The organism is Acidovorax sp. JHL-9, from assembly GCF_000426205.1.
Taxonomy (GTDB): Bacteria; Pseudomonadota; Gammaproteobacteria; order Burkholderiales; family Burkholderiaceae_C; genus Acidovorax; species Acidovorax soli.
On sequence record NZ_AUEX01000001.1, the window covers coordinates 66,709 to 80,887 of the forward strand.

Annotated in this window: 11 protein-coding genes; 7 read left to right on the plus strand and 4 right to left on the minus strand. The window is 68.1% G+C overall.

All coding sequences use genetic code 11. From position 1 onward, the window contains the following. Positions 1-121: 121 nt before the first annotated feature. The 3 genes from dxs to xseB all read right to left on the minus strand — a co-directional run bounded on the left by dxs (position 122) and on the right by xseB (position 3,309). Complete coding sequence (gene dxs, locus K225_RS0100290; RefSeq protein WP_026434538.1) at positions 122-2,008, minus strand: 1-deoxy-D-xylulose-5-phosphate synthase; 1,887 nt, start codon at positions 2,006-2,008, stop codon at positions 122-124. A gap of 93 nt (positions 2,009-2,101) precedes the next feature. After that, positions 2,102-3,082 (minus strand): polyprenyl synthetase family protein, encoded by a 981-nt coding sequence (locus K225_RS0100295; protein WP_081679559.1) that lies wholly within the window; start codon positions 3,080-3,082, stop codon positions 2,102-2,104. Further along, positions 3,067-3,309, minus strand: a complete 243-nt coding sequence (gene xseB / locus K225_RS0100300; protein ID WP_026434540.1) for an exodeoxyribonuclease VII small subunit — start codon at positions 3,307-3,309, stop codon at positions 3,067-3,069. The genes K225_RS0100295 and xseB overlap by 16 nt, the downstream gene beginning before the upstream one ends. A gap of 323 nt (positions 3,310-3,632) precedes the next feature. Between xseB and K225_RS0100305 the strand changes: the two genes are divergently transcribed. The 4 genes from K225_RS0100305 (at position 3,633) to K225_RS0100320 (ending at position 8,262) form a co-directional block, all read left to right on the plus strand. After that, positions 3,633-4,772 (plus strand): aromatic ring-hydroxylating dioxygenase subunit alpha, encoded by a 1,140-nt coding sequence (locus tag K225_RS0100305; protein WP_026434541.1) that lies wholly within the window; start codon positions 3,633-3,635, stop codon positions 4,770-4,772. 129 nt (positions 4,773-4,901) lie between these two features. Further along, the gene (locus K225_RS0100310; RefSeq protein ID WP_026434542.1) at positions 4,902-5,813 is read left to right on the plus strand and encodes a DMT family transporter; all 912 of its coding nucleotides are present in this window, start codon (positions 4,902-4,904) and stop codon (positions 5,811-5,813) included. Positions 5,814-5,875: 62 nt separating this feature from the next. Beyond that, on the plus strand, positions 5,876-6,775 hold the full coding sequence (locus K225_RS0100315; protein WP_026434543.1) for a sulfurtransferase: 900 nt from the start codon (positions 5,876-5,878) through the stop codon (positions 6,773-6,775). A gap of 221 nt (positions 6,776-6,996) precedes the next feature. Then, on the plus strand, positions 6,997-8,262 hold the full coding sequence (locus K225_RS0100320) for an AI-2E family transporter (protein WP_026434544.1): 1,266 nt from the start codon (positions 6,997-6,999) through the stop codon (positions 8,260-8,262). 33 nt (positions 8,263-8,295) lie between these two features. Here K225_RS0100320 and ppc read toward each other — a convergent pair whose 3' ends face one another. Beyond that, complete coding sequence (gene ppc, locus K225_RS0100325; RefSeq protein ID WP_026434545.1) at positions 8,296-11,085, minus strand: phosphoenolpyruvate carboxylase; 2,790 nt, start codon at positions 11,083-11,085, stop codon at positions 8,296-8,298. Between the two features lie 132 nt (positions 11,086-11,217). Here ppc and hemC point away from each other — a divergent pair, with 132 nt between their 5' ends. The 3 genes from hemC to K225_RS0100340 are packed head-to-tail and all read left to right on the plus strand — an operon-like array spanning position 11,218 to position 14,097. After that, positions 11,218-12,156 carry a hydroxymethylbilane synthase gene (gene hemC / locus K225_RS0100330; protein ID WP_026434546.1) on the plus strand — a complete coding sequence of 313 codons (939 nt, stop codon included), beginning with the start codon at positions 11,218-11,220 and terminating at the stop codon, positions 12,154-12,156. Between the two features lie 7 nt (positions 12,157-12,163). Continuing rightward, positions 12,164-12,973, plus strand: coding sequence for a uroporphyrinogen-III synthase (locus tag K225_RS0100335; RefSeq protein ID WP_238323153.1), 810 nt, complete (start codon positions 12,164-12,166; stop codon positions 12,971-12,973). Next, a complete protein-coding gene (locus tag K225_RS0100340) occupies positions 12,970-14,097 on the plus strand; it encodes a uroporphyrinogen-III C-methyltransferase (RefSeq protein ID WP_026434548.1) in 1,128 nt (375 codons plus the stop codon). The genes K225_RS0100335 and K225_RS0100340 overlap by 4 nt, the downstream gene beginning before the upstream one ends. Positions 14,098-14,179: the final 82 nt, after the last annotated feature.

A 14,179-nucleotide genomic window follows, 5' to 3' on the forward strand; every position in this document is an offset into this window, starting at 1 on the left:
TACCAGGGGCCCAGCGCAGGCCCATGGTCTTGCCATCGCCAGCATTGTAGGAATGGCGGCTCCCCCGCTGCGGGATCAACCCCGCGAGCGCCGCCGCGCGGGTCTTACCCAGGTGCGCCGTTCAAGCGAGAAACCGCCGTGCAATCGACGCCTGGATACCGGCCGCGTCCAGCCCCTGCAGCGACAGCAGCTTGCCCGGATCACCATGCTCGATGAAGGCATCGGGCAAACCCAGCTGCAACACGGGCAGCACCACCTTGGCGGCGGCCAGCGCCTCCAGCACGGCACTGCCCGCGCCGCCCATGATGGCGCCCTCCTCCAGCGTCACGAGGGCATCGTGGCGTGCCGCCACCTCCAGCAGCAGCTCGGTATCGAGCGGCTTGGCCCAGCGCATGTTGACCACGGTGGCATCCAATGCCTCGGCGGCCTGCAGCGCGGGATACAGCAAGGTGCCAAAGGCCAGAATGGCAATGCGCGGCGCACCGGGAACAGCCTCGCCGGCCTTGCGCTCGCGGCGGATCTCGCCCTTGCCGAACGGCAGGCCTTCCAGTCCGCGCAGGGTGGGCACGCCCGCGCCACTGCCGCGCGGGTAGCGCACGGCCACAGGGTGATCCTGTTCGAACGCAGTGCTCAGCAGCTGGCGGCATTCACGCTCGTCGGCCGGGCAGGCCATGCTCATGTGGGGAATGCAGCGCACAAAAGGGATGTCGTAGGCGCCCGCATGGGTGGCGCCGTCGGCGCCCACCAGGCCGGCGCGGTCCAGCGCAAACACCACCGGCAGGTTCTGCAGCGCCACGTCGTGGATCATCTGGTCATAGCCGCGCTGCAGGAAGGTGGAGTAGATCGCCACCACCGGCTTGACACCTTCGCAGGCCATGCCGGCAGCGAAGGTGATGGCATGCTGCTCGGCAATGCCCACGTCGTAGTAACGGCCGGGAAAGCGCTTTTCAAACTCGACCATGCCCGAGCCCTCGCGCATGGCGGGGGTGATACCCACCAGCCGGTCGTCCTGCGCGGCCATGTCGCACAGCCACTCGCCGAACACCTGCGTGAAGGTCTGCTTGGGCACCGCCGTGCTTTTGACCAGGCCCACGGCCGGGTCGAACTTGCCGGGGCCGTGGTAGGCCACGGGATCGGCCTCGGCCAGCTTGTAGCCCTGGCCTTTCTTGGTGACCACATGCAGGAACTGCGGGCCCTTGAGGCCCTTGATGTTTTCCAGCGTGGGGATGAGCGAATCGAGGTCGTGTCCGTCGATGGGTCCGATGTAGTTGAAGCCGAATTTCTCGAACAGGGTGGCCGGCACCACCATGCCCTTGGCCTGCTGCTCCAGTCGCTTGGCCAGCTCCAGCAGCGGTGGCGCGTTCTTGAGCACGCTCTTGCCCACGTTCTTGGCGGCCGCATAGAACTGGCCGCTCATGAGCTGGGCCAGGTAGCGGTTGAGCGCGCCCACGGGCGGGCTGATGCTCATGTCGTTGTCGTTCAGGATGACGAGCAGGTTGGCATCGGCCACGCCGGCGTTGTTCAAGGCCTCGAAGGCCATGCCGGCCGTCATGGCGCCGTCGCCGATGATGGCCACGGCATGCCGCTCTTCGCCCTTGCGCTGCGCAGCCAGCGCCATGCCCAGTGCTGCCGAAATACTGGTGCTCGAATGCGCCGTGCCAAAGGTGTCATAGACGCTTTCAGCACGCTGTGGAAAGCCCGAGATACCGCCCAGCTGGCGCAGCGTGTGCATGCGGTCGCGCCGCCCGGTCAGGATCTTGTGCGGATAGGTCTGGTGGCCCACATCCCACACCAGCCGGTCTTCGGGCGTGTGAAACACATGGTGCAGCGCCACGGTGAGCTCGACGGTGCCCAGGTTGGAGCTGAGGTGCCCCCCCGTCCGGGACACGCTGTCGATCACGAACGCGCGCAGCTCGGTGGCCAGCTGCTTGAGGTCGGCGCGGGACAGCTTGCGCAGGTCAGCGGGGTCGTTGATGGTCTGCAGCAGGGGAAAGGATGTCATGGACATTTACTATTTATGGAATAGCTGCTGACGCTTTATACAAAAGCACCAGAGGCCAATTTGACATTCAAAGCATGGGATTCGGACAAGAACAGGGCGTCAGTACGACCGGTTCACCACCATGTCGGCCAGCGCCGCCAGCGCATGCGTGTCGGCCAGGCCCGAGGCGGCCAGCGCGGCTTGCGCCTGCGCCAGCAGCTCTTGCGCATGGGCCTGCGCAGGGGCCAGCCCCAGCAGGGAGACATAGGTGGGCTTGTCGCTGGCTGCATCCTTGCCGGCGGTCTTGCCCAAGGTGGCCGAGTCGGCAACCACATCCAGGATATCGTCCACCACCTGAAATGCCAGGCCGAGCGCCGCGCCGTAATCCGCCAGCGCCTTGTGCGCTGCGGCACCTGACACACCACAGGCCGCACCCATCATCACGCTGGCCTGGAGCAGCGCACCGGTCTTGAGGCGGTGCATCTGGCGCAACTGGTCCTGCGTCAGGGCCAGCCCCACGCTGGCCAGATCGATCGCCTGCCCGCCCGCCATACCCGCCGATCCGGCAGCCCGCGCCAGCTGGCGGCACAGCGTGGCCTGCACGGCCGGAGCAATGCGTTCGTCGTCGGGTGTCAGCAATTCAAAGGCAAACGCCTGCAGCGCGTCGCCCGCCAGCAAGGCCTGCGCCTCGCCAAACTGCACATGCACCGTGGGCTTGCCGCGGCGCAGCACATCGTTGTCCATGCAGGGCATGTCGTCGTGCACCAGCGAATAGGCATGGATCAGCTCGACGGCGCACGCGGCACGCAGGGCGGCCTGGTCCATGCCGGCACGCAGGGCCGCCTGGTCCATGCCGGCGCATGGGGCCGCTTCGCCCGCCCCGCTTTGCACGGCCTCATAGGCCGCCAGCACCAGCAGCGGCCGCAGGCGCTTGCCACCGTCGAGCACCGCATAGCGCATGGCCTCGCCCAGGCCGGCGGGCGCATCACGGCCCACCCACTGCCCCAGGGCCTGCTCGACACGACCGAGGTGCTGGCCGCTCCAGCCGGCCAGATCAAAAGCCGTGGAGATGCCGTGCACCGCCATCATTCCTGCGCCCATGGCTGCAGCGTGCCTTCATCGAGCACCTTGATCTGGTCCTGCACCGCTTCGAGCCGCTGGCGGCAAAACGCCAGCAATACCGCACCGCGCTGGTAGCCGGCCAGCATCTGATCGAGCGGCAGCTGGCCCGACTCGATGCGGCCGACGAGCTGCTCCAGCTCTTCCAGCGCCGCTTCATAGCTGGCAGGTTCGGCGGGTGGGGCGGTGGAGGCAGAGGCCTTGGGCATGGGCAGGACGGCAGAAGTTGCGCAGATAAAACAAACGATTTTAGGCCTACCCATGAGACGGCGCTGCCACACGTCCGCGACAGGCCCTGGCACCCCGCCGGAGACCAAGCTGCCAGCACGTCCCGCCCCCTCCCGGACCATGCAGCCGCCACATGCGCTAACGCGATTGGCAATACACGTAAGGGGGGTGCGGGAATAACCCCACCGCCTATAATCCCATTCCTTTCGAGCCGGCTAGTCACCTAGCCGGTTTTCTTTTTCCAGATGCGCCCCGGCGCACCTCCCACAACCTCCCTGTGGGGAGTCTTTAGGTCAGGTCACCCATGTCTGATTTAAGTCTTCGACTGCAGCAGGCCGCAAGCCAACTACCAGTTTCAAGCTACTTTGACGAGGCGCTGTTCCAGCGCGAATTGGAAACCATCTTCCAGCGCGGGCCCCGCTATGTGGGGCACCAGCTTTCCGTGCCCCATCCGGGCGACTACCACGCCCTGCCCCAGGAGGGCGAAGGCCGTGCGCTGGTGCGCAACGCCCAGGGCGGCGTGGAGCTGATCTCCAACGTCTGCCGCCACCGCCAGGCGGTCATGCTCAAGGGCCGCGGTTCGCTGAACACCCAGCAAAAAGGCAGCGCGGGCGGCAACATCGTGTGCCCCCTGCACCGCTGGACCTACAAGGCCAGCGGCGAATTGCTGGGCGCGCCCCATTTCGCGCACGACCCCTGCCTGAATCTCAACAACTACCAGCTGCGCGAGTGGAACGGCCTGCTCTTCGAGGACAACGGCCGCGACATCGGGGCCGACCTCGCAGGCATGGGCCCGCGTGCCGAGCTCTCGTTCGAGGGCTATGCGCTCGACCGCATCGAGCTGCACGAGTGCAATTACAACTGGAAGACCTTCATCGAGGTCTACCTGGAGGACTACCACGTCGGCCCCTTCCACCCGGGCCTGGGCCATTTCGTCACCTGTGACGACCTGAGCTGGGAATTCCAGAAGCAATACTCGGTGCAGACCGTGGGGGTGTCGTCGGCCTTCGGCCAGCCCGGCTCCGACGTGTACAAGAAGTGGCATGAGGTGCTGCTGAACTACCGCGGCGGCAAGATGCCCGAGCGCGGTGCCATCTGGCTCACCTACTACCCGCACATCATGGTCGAGTGGTATCCGCATGTGCTCACCGTCTCCACGCTGCACCCGGTCAGCCCCACCAAGACGCTGAACATGGTGGAGTTCTACTACCCCGAGGAAATCGCCGCCTTCGAGCGCGAGTTTGTCGAGGCCCAGCAGGCCGCCTACATGGAGACCTGCATCGAGGACGACGAGATCGGCGAGCGCATGGACGCTGGCCGCAAGGCCCTGCTGGCGCGCGGGGACAATGAGGTGGGCCCTTACCAGAGCCCCATGGAAGACGGCATGCAGCACTTTCACGAGTGGTACCGCGAGGCCATGGGTCCGGCGACGCCAAAGGCCTGACCATGGCGGGCCAACCCACCCAATAAGCCCGACAGCCCACAGGCGCTCTCATTACAATAGCTGCCAGTGCTCTTTCCAAGCACTGGCAGCTATTTTTGTTGCTCAACCCACTTTTCCCCGACTGATCCCATGCAAGCCCTCTGGATGGTGCTGGCCGCGTTCCTGTTTGCGAGCATGGGCGTGTGCGTCAAGATCGCCTCGGCCCATTTCAACGCCGCCGAGCTGGTCTGCTACCGCGGCCTGATCGGCATCGCGATCCTCTGGCTGCTGGCGCGCTCCCAGCGCGTGGCACTGGCCACGCGCTACCCCGGCATGCACGCATGGCGCAGCCTGGTCGGCGTGGCATCGCTGGGCGCCTGGTTCTATGCCATTGCCCACCTGCCCCTGGCCACGGCCATGACGCTCAACTACATGAGCAGCGTGTGGATTGCCGCCTTTCTGGTGGGCGGCGCGCTGCTGGCCTGGCGCCCGTCGGCGGCGTCGCCACGTCCGGCATTCCAGGGTCCGCTGGTGCTGACGGTGCTGACCGGCTTTGTCGGGGTGGTGATGATGCTGCGCCCCAGCCTCGACCAGAACCAGGCATTTGCCGGACTGATCGGCCTCATGTCGGGCATGACGGCCGCCTTTGCCTACATGCAGGTGGTGACCCTGTCGCGGCTGGGCGAGCCCGAATCGCGCACGGTGTTCTATTTCGCCGTGGGTTCGGCCGTGGCTGGCGGCGCCGCCCTGCTGCTGACCGGCACCTCGCCCTGGCCGGGCTGGCCCGCACTGTGGCTGCTGCCCATCGGGGTGCTGGCGGCGGGCGGGCAACTGTGCATGACCCGCGCCTACGCCAGCGCCAAGACCCAGCGCGGCACCCTGGTGGTGGCCAACCTGCAGTATTCGGGCATCGTGTTTGCGGCCATCTACAGCGTGGCGCTGTTTGGCGACCAGATTCCGCCCATGGGCTGGATCGGCATGGTGCTGATCGTGGGCAGCGGCATCGTGGCCACCGTGCTGCGCACCCGCGCCGCGCCCGGGGCACCGGCCGAGGAACATTGACACAATGGAGGCACTCCACTGCCCTCCACCTTCGCCCGGTGCCTGCGCGTACCCGACAGCCCATGACCTACACCACCCTGGTATCCGCCCCCGACCTGCAATCCCTGATCGCCAGCGGCGCGCCGCTGATGGTGTTTGACTGCAGCTTTGACCTGACGCAACCAACGGCCGGTGCACAGCAGTACGCACAGGCCCACATCCCGGGCGCCGTATACGTCCACCTCGACAACGACCTGAGCGCCAAACACGGCGCACCCGGTACGCACGGCACCGTCACCGCGCAGGAAGCCGACCAGCCCGCATCGGGTGGCCGCCACCCGCTGCCCAGCCGGGAGCGCTTTGCCATCTGGCTCTCCAGCGTGGGCTTTGCCAACGGCATGCAGGCCGTGGTGTACGACCGCAACGGCGCCAACTACTGTGGCCGCCTGTGGTGGATGCTCCAATGGGCGGGGCACGATGCCGTGGCGGTGCTCGATGGCGGCCTGCAGGCCTGGCAGGCAGCGGGCGGCGCGGTCGCCAGCGGTGCGGAACCCGCGCACTTCCAGTCCAACTTTCAGCTGGGCACCCCCTTGCGCCAGCTGGCCACGGCCAGCGACGTGCTGGCACGCCTGGGGCAACCCGGCCAGACCATCATCGACGCCCGCGCAGGCGCCCGCTACCGCGGAGAGGTGGAACCGCTGGACCCCGTGGCGGGCCACATTCCGGGCGCCCTCAACCGTCCGTTCGCCGACAACATCGGCACCGATGGCCGCTTCAAGCCTGCGGCCGTGCTGCGTGCAGAGTTTGACGCACTGCTCGCTGGTCGCCACCCGGCCACCGTGGTGCACCAGTGCGGCAGTGGCGTGAGTGCCGTGCCCAACCTGCTGGCCATGGAAGTTGCGGGCCTGGGCACCACCGCACTGTTTGCCGGCAGCTGGAGCGAATGGTGCTCCGACCCCGCCCGCCCCGTCGAAAAAGGCTGAAAAGGCGAGATTCGGCAACCTGGGTTGCCAAAGCGCAAGAAAGAGGGTTTGTAGCCGCTGTCAAAACCCGGCGCAGAATGCAGGGGGCAACGCCTGGGAGCCTGCTGACCCAGCACTCGGCCAGGAAGGTCGGCAACGAGGATTTTGGCGTGCACTTTGCCCCCGCCGACAAGCGATGGCCGCCTACAGGGCAGGGGTTGCGGCTGCCGCACAATCCGCGCATGACCGAGCCCACAGAGCCCATCCCGCCCCCACCGCAGGCTTCGCCGGTGCCGCCTGCCTCGTCGCCCCATCCCGCCGATGCACAGCCCACCGCCGCCAGCGAGCCCGCGCCCACACTGGCTGCACCCGCGCAGCCCGCCGCCACCGCACCCCGCCAGCGGGCGCCGGTGATGCTGCAGATGCCGGTGGATGTGCGCAACCTGTCGCTGGTGCTGCTGGCGCTGTTTGCCAGCGTGGCACTGCTGCACTGGGCCAGCGCGGTGTTCATTCCCATCATGCTCAGCCTGCTGCTGACCACCGCCCTCAGGCCCACGGTGGAAGCCCTGTGGCGCTGGCATGTGCCGCGCTGGCTGGGGGCGGGCGTGCTGCTGATTGCCATTGTCTCGGGCCTGGCAGCCACGGCCTGGTCGCTCAGCGACGGTGCAGCGCAGCTGGTGGACTCGCTGCCCGTTGCGGCCAAGAAAGTGCGCGACAGCCTCAAGAGCCGCACGGGCGCCAGCAGCCCCCTGGACACCGTGCAAAAGGCTGCAACGCAGATCGAGCAGGCCACCACTGACACGGGCGCCAGCACCCCGGCGCGCCGCGGCGTGCAACGGGTCATCATCGAACGCCCGCCCTTCAATATCCGCGACTACCTCTGGAGCGGAACCATGGGGCTCATGTCGGCGCTGGGGCAGCTCATGGTGGTGATTTTTCTCACGTACTTTGCGCTGGCATCGGGCAACCTGTTGCGCGACAAGCTGGTGCGCATCGCGGGCACCAGCCTGGAGCGGCGCAAGATCACCATCCATGTGCTCGCAGACATCACCAGCCAGATCCAGCGCTACCTGCTGGTCCAGGTCTTCACGAGTGTGCTGGTGGGGCTGGCAACCGGTGCGGCCTACTGGGCGCTGGGCCTGGAGAACGCCGCGGTGTGGGGCGTGGTGGCTGCGGTGCTCAACCTGGCGCCCTACATCGGCTCGGCGCTGGTCACGGGGGCGTCGGGGCTGGTGGCCTTTTTGCAGTTCGGCACGCTGGACATGGCCCTGGCGATCGGCGGCGCCTCGCTCGTCATCCACACCATCGTCGGCAACCTGCTCACCCCCTGGCTCACCAGCCGTGCCAGCAGCATGAGCCCCGTGGCGGTGTTCGTCAGCGTGCTCGCCTGGGGCTGGCTGTGGGGCCTGTGGGGGCTGCTGCTGGGCATCCCGGTGATGATGGCCGTAAAAGCCGTGTGTGACCGGGTGGAAGACCTGAAGGCAATCGGGGAGCTGCTGGGCGACTGAACTGCCACGCTCCCCGTGGGGGACCCATCCACGTCAGCCGGTGTTGCGCAACCCCGCCGCGATCCCGTTGATGGAAATGTGGATACCCGTCTGCACCCGCTCGTCGCCCTGGCCTGCGCGCCAGCGGCGCACCAGTTCCACCTGCAGGTGGTGCAGCGGGTCAATGTACGGAAAGCGGTGCTTGATGGAGCGCGCCAGTGCCGTGTTGTGCGTGAGGCGCTGCTTGTCGCCGGTGATGCGGGTCAGCGCGTCGGCCGTGCGGTGCCACTCGGCCTCGATGGCGCTGAACACCTTCTTGCGCAAGCGGGCGTCGGTGACGAGTTCGCTGTAGCGCGAGGCCAGCGCCAGGTCGCTCTTGGCCAGCACCATGTCCATGTTGGACAGCAGGGTGCGAAAGAACGGCCACTGGCGGTACATCCGCTGCAGCAAAGCCATCTGGATTTTGGGGTCCTTGCCTTCCAGATGGACGAACGCTTCCACCGCAGCGCCAAAGCCGTACCAGCCGGGCAGCGTGAGGCGGCACTGGCCCCAGCTGAAGCCCCAGGGAATGGCGCGCAGGTCTTCGATCTTCTGGCTGGCCTTGCGCGATGCCGGGCGCGAGCCGATGTTGAGCTCGGCAATCTCGCGGATGGGCGTGGAATTGAAGAAATAGTCGGTGAAACCCGGGGTTTCATACACCAGCGCGCGGTAGGCGTCCATGCTGGCCTTTGACAGCTGCGCGGCGGCGTCCAGAAACGCCTTGGTGGCCGACTTGGTGGGCTGCAGCAGCGTGGCTTCGAGCGTGGCGGCGACCAGGGTTTCGAGGTTGCGCCGGCCAATCTCGGGGTTGGCGTACTTCGAGGCAATCACCTCGCCCTGCTCCGTCAGGCGGATCTGGCCGCGCACGGTGCCCGGGGGCTGCGCCAGGATGGCCTGGTAGCTCGGGCCGCCGCCCCGCCCCACGGTGCCGCCGCGGCCATGGAACATGCGCAGCTGGATGCCGTGGCTGGTGGCCAGTTCGTCGAACAGTTCCACCAGCGCGATCTCGGCGCGGTACAGCTCCCAGTTGCTGGTGAAGATGCCGCCATCCTTGTTGCTGTCGCTGTAGCCCAGCATGATGTCCTGTTCGCCACCACTGCGCTGCACCAGCGCAGCCACGCCCGGCAAGGCATAGAACTCGCGCATGATGGGCGCGGACTGCGCCAGGTCTTCGATGGTCTCGAACAAGGGCACCACGATGAGGTGGTTGCGCGACTCGGCATCGAGCGTGCCGTCCATCAGGCCCACTTCCTTTTGCAGCAGCAGCACTTCCAGCAGGTCGCTCACCGTTTCGGTGTGGCTGATGATGTAGTGGCGAATCGCCTCGTGGCCAAAGCGCTGGCGCAGCGTACGGGCCGTTTCAAAGATGGCCAGCTCGCCTTGTGTGTGGGCGGAATACTGGGCGCCCACCACACGCAGCGGACGCGCGTCGTTGAGCAGCTTGATCAGCAGCGCGCGCTTGGCGGCCTCCTGCAGGCTGCTGTAGCTGGGCTCGATGCGGGCCGTGGCCAGCAATTCGGCCACCACCTCTTCGTGCTTGTCGGAGCTCTGGCGCAGGTCCACCGTGGCCAGGTGAAAGCCGAACACCTCCACCGCCCGGATCAGCGGGTGCAGGCGCTCTGCAGCCATGGCTGCGCCGTGGTGGGATTGGAGCGAGGCTTCGATCACGCGCAGGTCGGCCAGGAACTCTTGCGCACTGGCATAGGCATTCTGCGGCGCCACCGCATGGCGCGCGGCCTCGCCGCCGGTCAGGTCCTTGAGCGACGCCGCCAGGCGCGCGTAGATGCCGGTCAGGGCGCGGCGATAGGGCTCGTCCTGGCGGTGCTCATTGGTGTCGGGCGAGCGCTGGGCCAGCGCCTGCATTTCGGGCGACACCGCCACCAGGCGCGCCGACAGCGACAGCTCGCCGCCCAGAAAATGCACCTCGGTGAGGTAGTGGCGCAGCGCCATGTCCGACTGGCTGCGCAAGGCATATTGCAGGGTTTGCGCCGTCACGTTGGGATTGCCATCGCGGTCGCCGCCGATCCACTGGCCCATGCGCAAGAAGCTGTGCACGGGATACTGGCCCAGCTCGCGCTCCAGGTCTGCGTAGATCTTGGGGATCTCGCGCAGGAAAGTGGCTTCGTAATACGACAGTGCGTTCTCGATCTCGTCGGCCACCGTGAGCTTGCTGTAGCGCAACAGCCGCGTTTGCCACAGCTGGGCCACGCGGGCGCGCAGCAGGGCTTCGTTGGCCGCCAGCTCGCGCGGGGTGAGCGCGTCCTTGGCGCTGTTGTACAGCTGCGCGCGCACCTGGATATCGTCGCGCACGGCCAGCAGCTGGGCGATGTCGCGTTCGGCATCCAGGATGCTTTTGCGCTGCACCTCGGTGGGGTGGGCCGTGAGCACCGGCGCCACGTAGCTGCTGGCCAGCGTCTGCGCAATGGTCTTGGGCGCAATGCCGGCCCAGCGCAGGCGCGACAGGGCCACCTCGATGCTGCCCTCCTGCGTGTCGCCCGCGCGCTCGTGCACGGCGCGGCGGCGGATGTGGTGGCGGTCCTCGGCCAGATTGGCCAGGTGGCTGAAGTAGGTGAAGGCGCGGATCACGCTGACCGTCTGGTCGCCCGACAGCGACTTGAGCAGTTTCTTCAGGGCACGGTCGGCCTCCTGGTCGGCATCGCGCCGGAAAGCCACCGAAAGCTTGCGCACCTGCTCGACCAGTTCGTAGGCATCCACGCCCTCCTGCTCGCGGATCACGTCGCCCAGAATGCGCCCCAGCAGGCGGATGTCGTCTATCAGGGGCTGGTCCTTGTCGGATCGTTTCATGCAGGTGTCTCCGGATTGAGGGGGCAGCCGGCCGCTGCCGGCCTGCTGCGCAGGCCTGTGCGGACACCAGCCACCGGTGCGGCGCGATGCTAGCATTGCTGCTTGCCCGATGATTACAAATAGGTTACGAAATTGAGCCCGACACAACCCCTCTCCCTGGTGATCGCCACGCGCGAAAGCCGCCTGGCCCTGTGGCAAGCCGAACATGTGCAGGCCCTGCTGCGCGCACGCGGCCACTCCGTATCGCTGCTGGGCATGACCACCCAGGGCGACCAGATCCTGGACCGCAGCCTCTCCAAGGTGGGCGGCAAGGGCCTGTTCGTCAAGGAACTGGAGGTGGCGCTCGAAGAAGGCCGTGCCCATATCGCCGTGCACTCGCTCAAGGACGTCCCCATGGATTTGCCCGCAGGCTTTGCCCTGGCCTGCGTGATGGAGCGCGAAGACCCGCGCGATGCCTTTGTCTCACCCCGCTATGCATCGCTCGACGCCCTGCCCCAGGGCGCGGTGGTCGGCACCTCCAGCCTGCGCCGCCAGGTGCTGCTGCAGGCCCTGCGGCCCGACCTCAGGATCGAGCCCCTGCGCGGCAACCTCGACACGCGCCTGCGCAAGCTCGATGAAGGCCATTACGACGCCATCGTGCTGGCGGCCGCGGGCCTCAAGCGCCTGGGCCTGCAGGATCGCATCCGCACCGAATTCGCCACCACCGACATGCTGCCCGCCGCAGGCCAGGGCGCCCTGGGCATCGAGATCCGCAGCGACCGCCAGGACCTGATGGCGGCGCTGGCGCCGCTGGCGCACCAGGAATCCTGGCTCACCGTGACGGCCGAACGTGCCGTCAGCCGCTCCATGGGCGGCAGCTGCTCGATGCCGCTGGCCGCGCATGGCCGGCTGGAGCAGGGCACCCTGCACCTGGACGCCGCCTGGGGCGACCCCGACGGCCGCACGCCGCTGGTGCGCGCCAGCGCCAGCGCCCCGGTGGCCACGCTGGCGGCGGCCGATGCCCTGGGCGTCGAGATCGCCGCCCGCCTGCGCGCCGGTGGTGCCCGGGGCGTGGACCCGGTGGCCGGCTGATATTGCGGTGGCCGGCGCCCGCATCATCGTCACCCGACCGGCGCGCGAGGCAGTGCGCTGGGTGGAGCAACTGGGCGCGCGCGGCCATGCCGCCGCGGCGCTGCCCCTGATTGCCATTGGGCCCTGTGCCGACCCCGCTGCCCGGGCCGCGCTGGCCCAGGCCCGCGCACAGCTCGACCGCTACCGCGCCGCCATGTTTGTCAGCGGCAATGCCGCGGACTATTTCTTTGCACAACAAGAGCCTCTGGCGCCTGATGCGATTGCGCCATCGGCCATCAAAACAAGAGCATGGGCACCTGGCCCCGGAACCGTGCAGGCGCTGGTGCATGCGGGGGTTCCGCGCGAGCGCATCGACAGCCCTGCGCCCGATGCCCTGCAGTTTGATTCGGAAGCACTGTGGCAGCGGGTGGCGCCGCAGGTGCGCGCAGGCGACCGCATTCTCATTGTGCGCGGCTGCTCCGAGGGCTCGGCTCCCGGTCCGGGCCAGGGCCGGGACTGGCTGGCACGCCAGATCGAGCAGGCCGGTGCCACGGTGGATTTTGTGGTGGCCTACACCCGCGGCGCCCCGCACCTCACGCCCGAGCAGACCGCGCTGGCCCATGCGGCCGCGAGCGACGGATCGTGGTGGCTGCTCAGCAGCTCGGAAGCCCTCACGCACCTGGCCAGCGCCGTGCCAGGCCTGGCTCTGCAGGCAGCGCGCGCCCTGGCCACGCACCCGCGCATTGCGCAAGCGGCACGCGCCGCCGGTTTTGGCCAGGTACAGGAATGCCGGCCCGCACTGGACGACGTGATGGCCTCGATAGAATCGGCGGCATGAGCCCCGAGCCCTCCATCGATCCGTCCACCCCAGCCGCCCCCGGCACCCCGGTGAGCGCCGCATCCGGCGCGGGCCCGGCGGGGGGCGTCGCCCCGGTCGCCACGCCGCGACACACCGGCGTCGGCACCTACCTGCTGGGCGCGGTGGCCATCGCGGCCCTGGTCAGCAGCGGGCTGCTGTGGCAAAAGCTCAACACCATCCAGGAGCAGCTGGCGCGCCAGTCGGCCGATGCAGGCGCCCAGGCCGTCGAAGCGCGGACCGTGGCCCGCCAGGCCGAAGAACTGGTGCGCGACACGGCCGCCCGCCTCTCGGTGACCGAAGCCCGGGTGGGCGAGGTGGCACTGCAGCGCAGCCAGCTCGAAGAACTCATGCAAAGCCTGTCGCGATCGCGCGACGAAAACCTCGTGGTCGATATTGAATCGGCCATCCGCCTGGCGCAACAGCAGGCCCAGCTCACGGGCAGCCTCGAACCCCTGGTGGCCACGCTCAAGAGCGCAAACCAGCGCATCGAGCGCGCGGCACAGCCCCGCCTGGCCCCGGTGCAGCGCGCCATCGGCCGTGACCTCGACCGGCTCACCCGCGCCACCGTCACCGACACCGCCGGCCTGCTGGTCCGCCTCGACGACCTGGTGCGCCAGGTGGATGAACTGCCCGTGCAGAACGCCGTGGCACAGGCCGCCGCCACGCGCCGCCTGGCAGCCGCAGCCCCCGGCCCGGCAAACGCGGGGGCAGCCCCGCAGGGTGACCAAGCCTGGTGGCAGACCACGCTGCGGCGCAGCTGGGAGGTCGTGCGCGACGAGGCCCGCAACCTGGTGCGCGTGAGCCGCATCGACCAGCCCGAGGCCATTTTGCTGGCCCCCGAGCAGACTTTCTTCCTGCGCGAGAACCTCAAGCTCAAGCTGCTCAACGCCCGTCTGGGGGTGCTGGCGCGCCAGTTCGAATCGGCCCGCGCCGACCTGGCCGCCGCCACCGCGGCACTCAACAAGTACTTCGACCCTGCATCGCGCCGCACGCAGGCCGCCGCCGCCTTGCTGCAGACCGCCCAGGCCAGCATGAAGGCCGCCGAGCAGCCCCGTCTGGATGAAACCCTCTCTGCACTGGCCACGGCGGCCGCCGGAAGATGATGAGCCCCCCTGAGTCGCTTCGCGCCTTCCCCCCAAGGGGGGGCACCACCCGTGGCCTGGCGAAGCCAGTTCCACGGTGGCA

Excerpts from the sequence above, each read along its gene's own strand:
- ppc (WP_026434545.1), bottom strand. The coding sequence starts at position 11,085 with ATGAAACGATCCGACAAGGACCAGCCCCTGATAGACGACATCCGCCTG.
- K225_RS0100305 (WP_026434541.1), top strand. The coding sequence starts at position 3,633 with ATGTCTGATTTAAGTCTTCGACTGCAGCAGGCCGCAAGCCAACTACCA.
- K225_RS0100310 (WP_026434542.1), top strand. The coding sequence starts at position 4,902 with ATGCAAGCCCTCTGGATGGTGCTGGCCGCGTTCCTGTTTGCGAGCATG.
- xseB (WP_026434540.1), bottom strand. The coding sequence starts at position 3,309 with ATGCCCAAGGCCTCTGCCTCCACCGCCCCACCCGCCGAACCTGCCAGC.
- dxs (WP_026434538.1), bottom strand. The coding sequence starts at position 2,008 with ATGTCCATGACATCCTTTCCCCTGCTGCAGACCATCAACGACCCCGCT.
- K225_RS0100320 (WP_026434544.1), top strand. The coding sequence starts at position 6,997 with ATGACCGAGCCCACAGAGCCCATCCCGCCCCCACCGCAGGCTTCGCCG.
- K225_RS0100315 (WP_026434543.1), top strand. The coding sequence starts at position 5,876 with ATGACCTACACCACCCTGGTATCCGCCCCCGACCTGCAATCCCTGATC.
- K225_RS0100340 (WP_026434548.1), top strand. The coding sequence starts at position 12,970 with ATGAGCCCCGAGCCCTCCATCGATCCGTCCACCCCAGCCGCCCCCGGC.
- K225_RS0100295 (WP_081679559.1), bottom strand. The coding sequence starts at position 3,082 with ATGGGCGCAGGAATGATGGCGGTGCACGGCATCTCCACGGCTTTTGAT.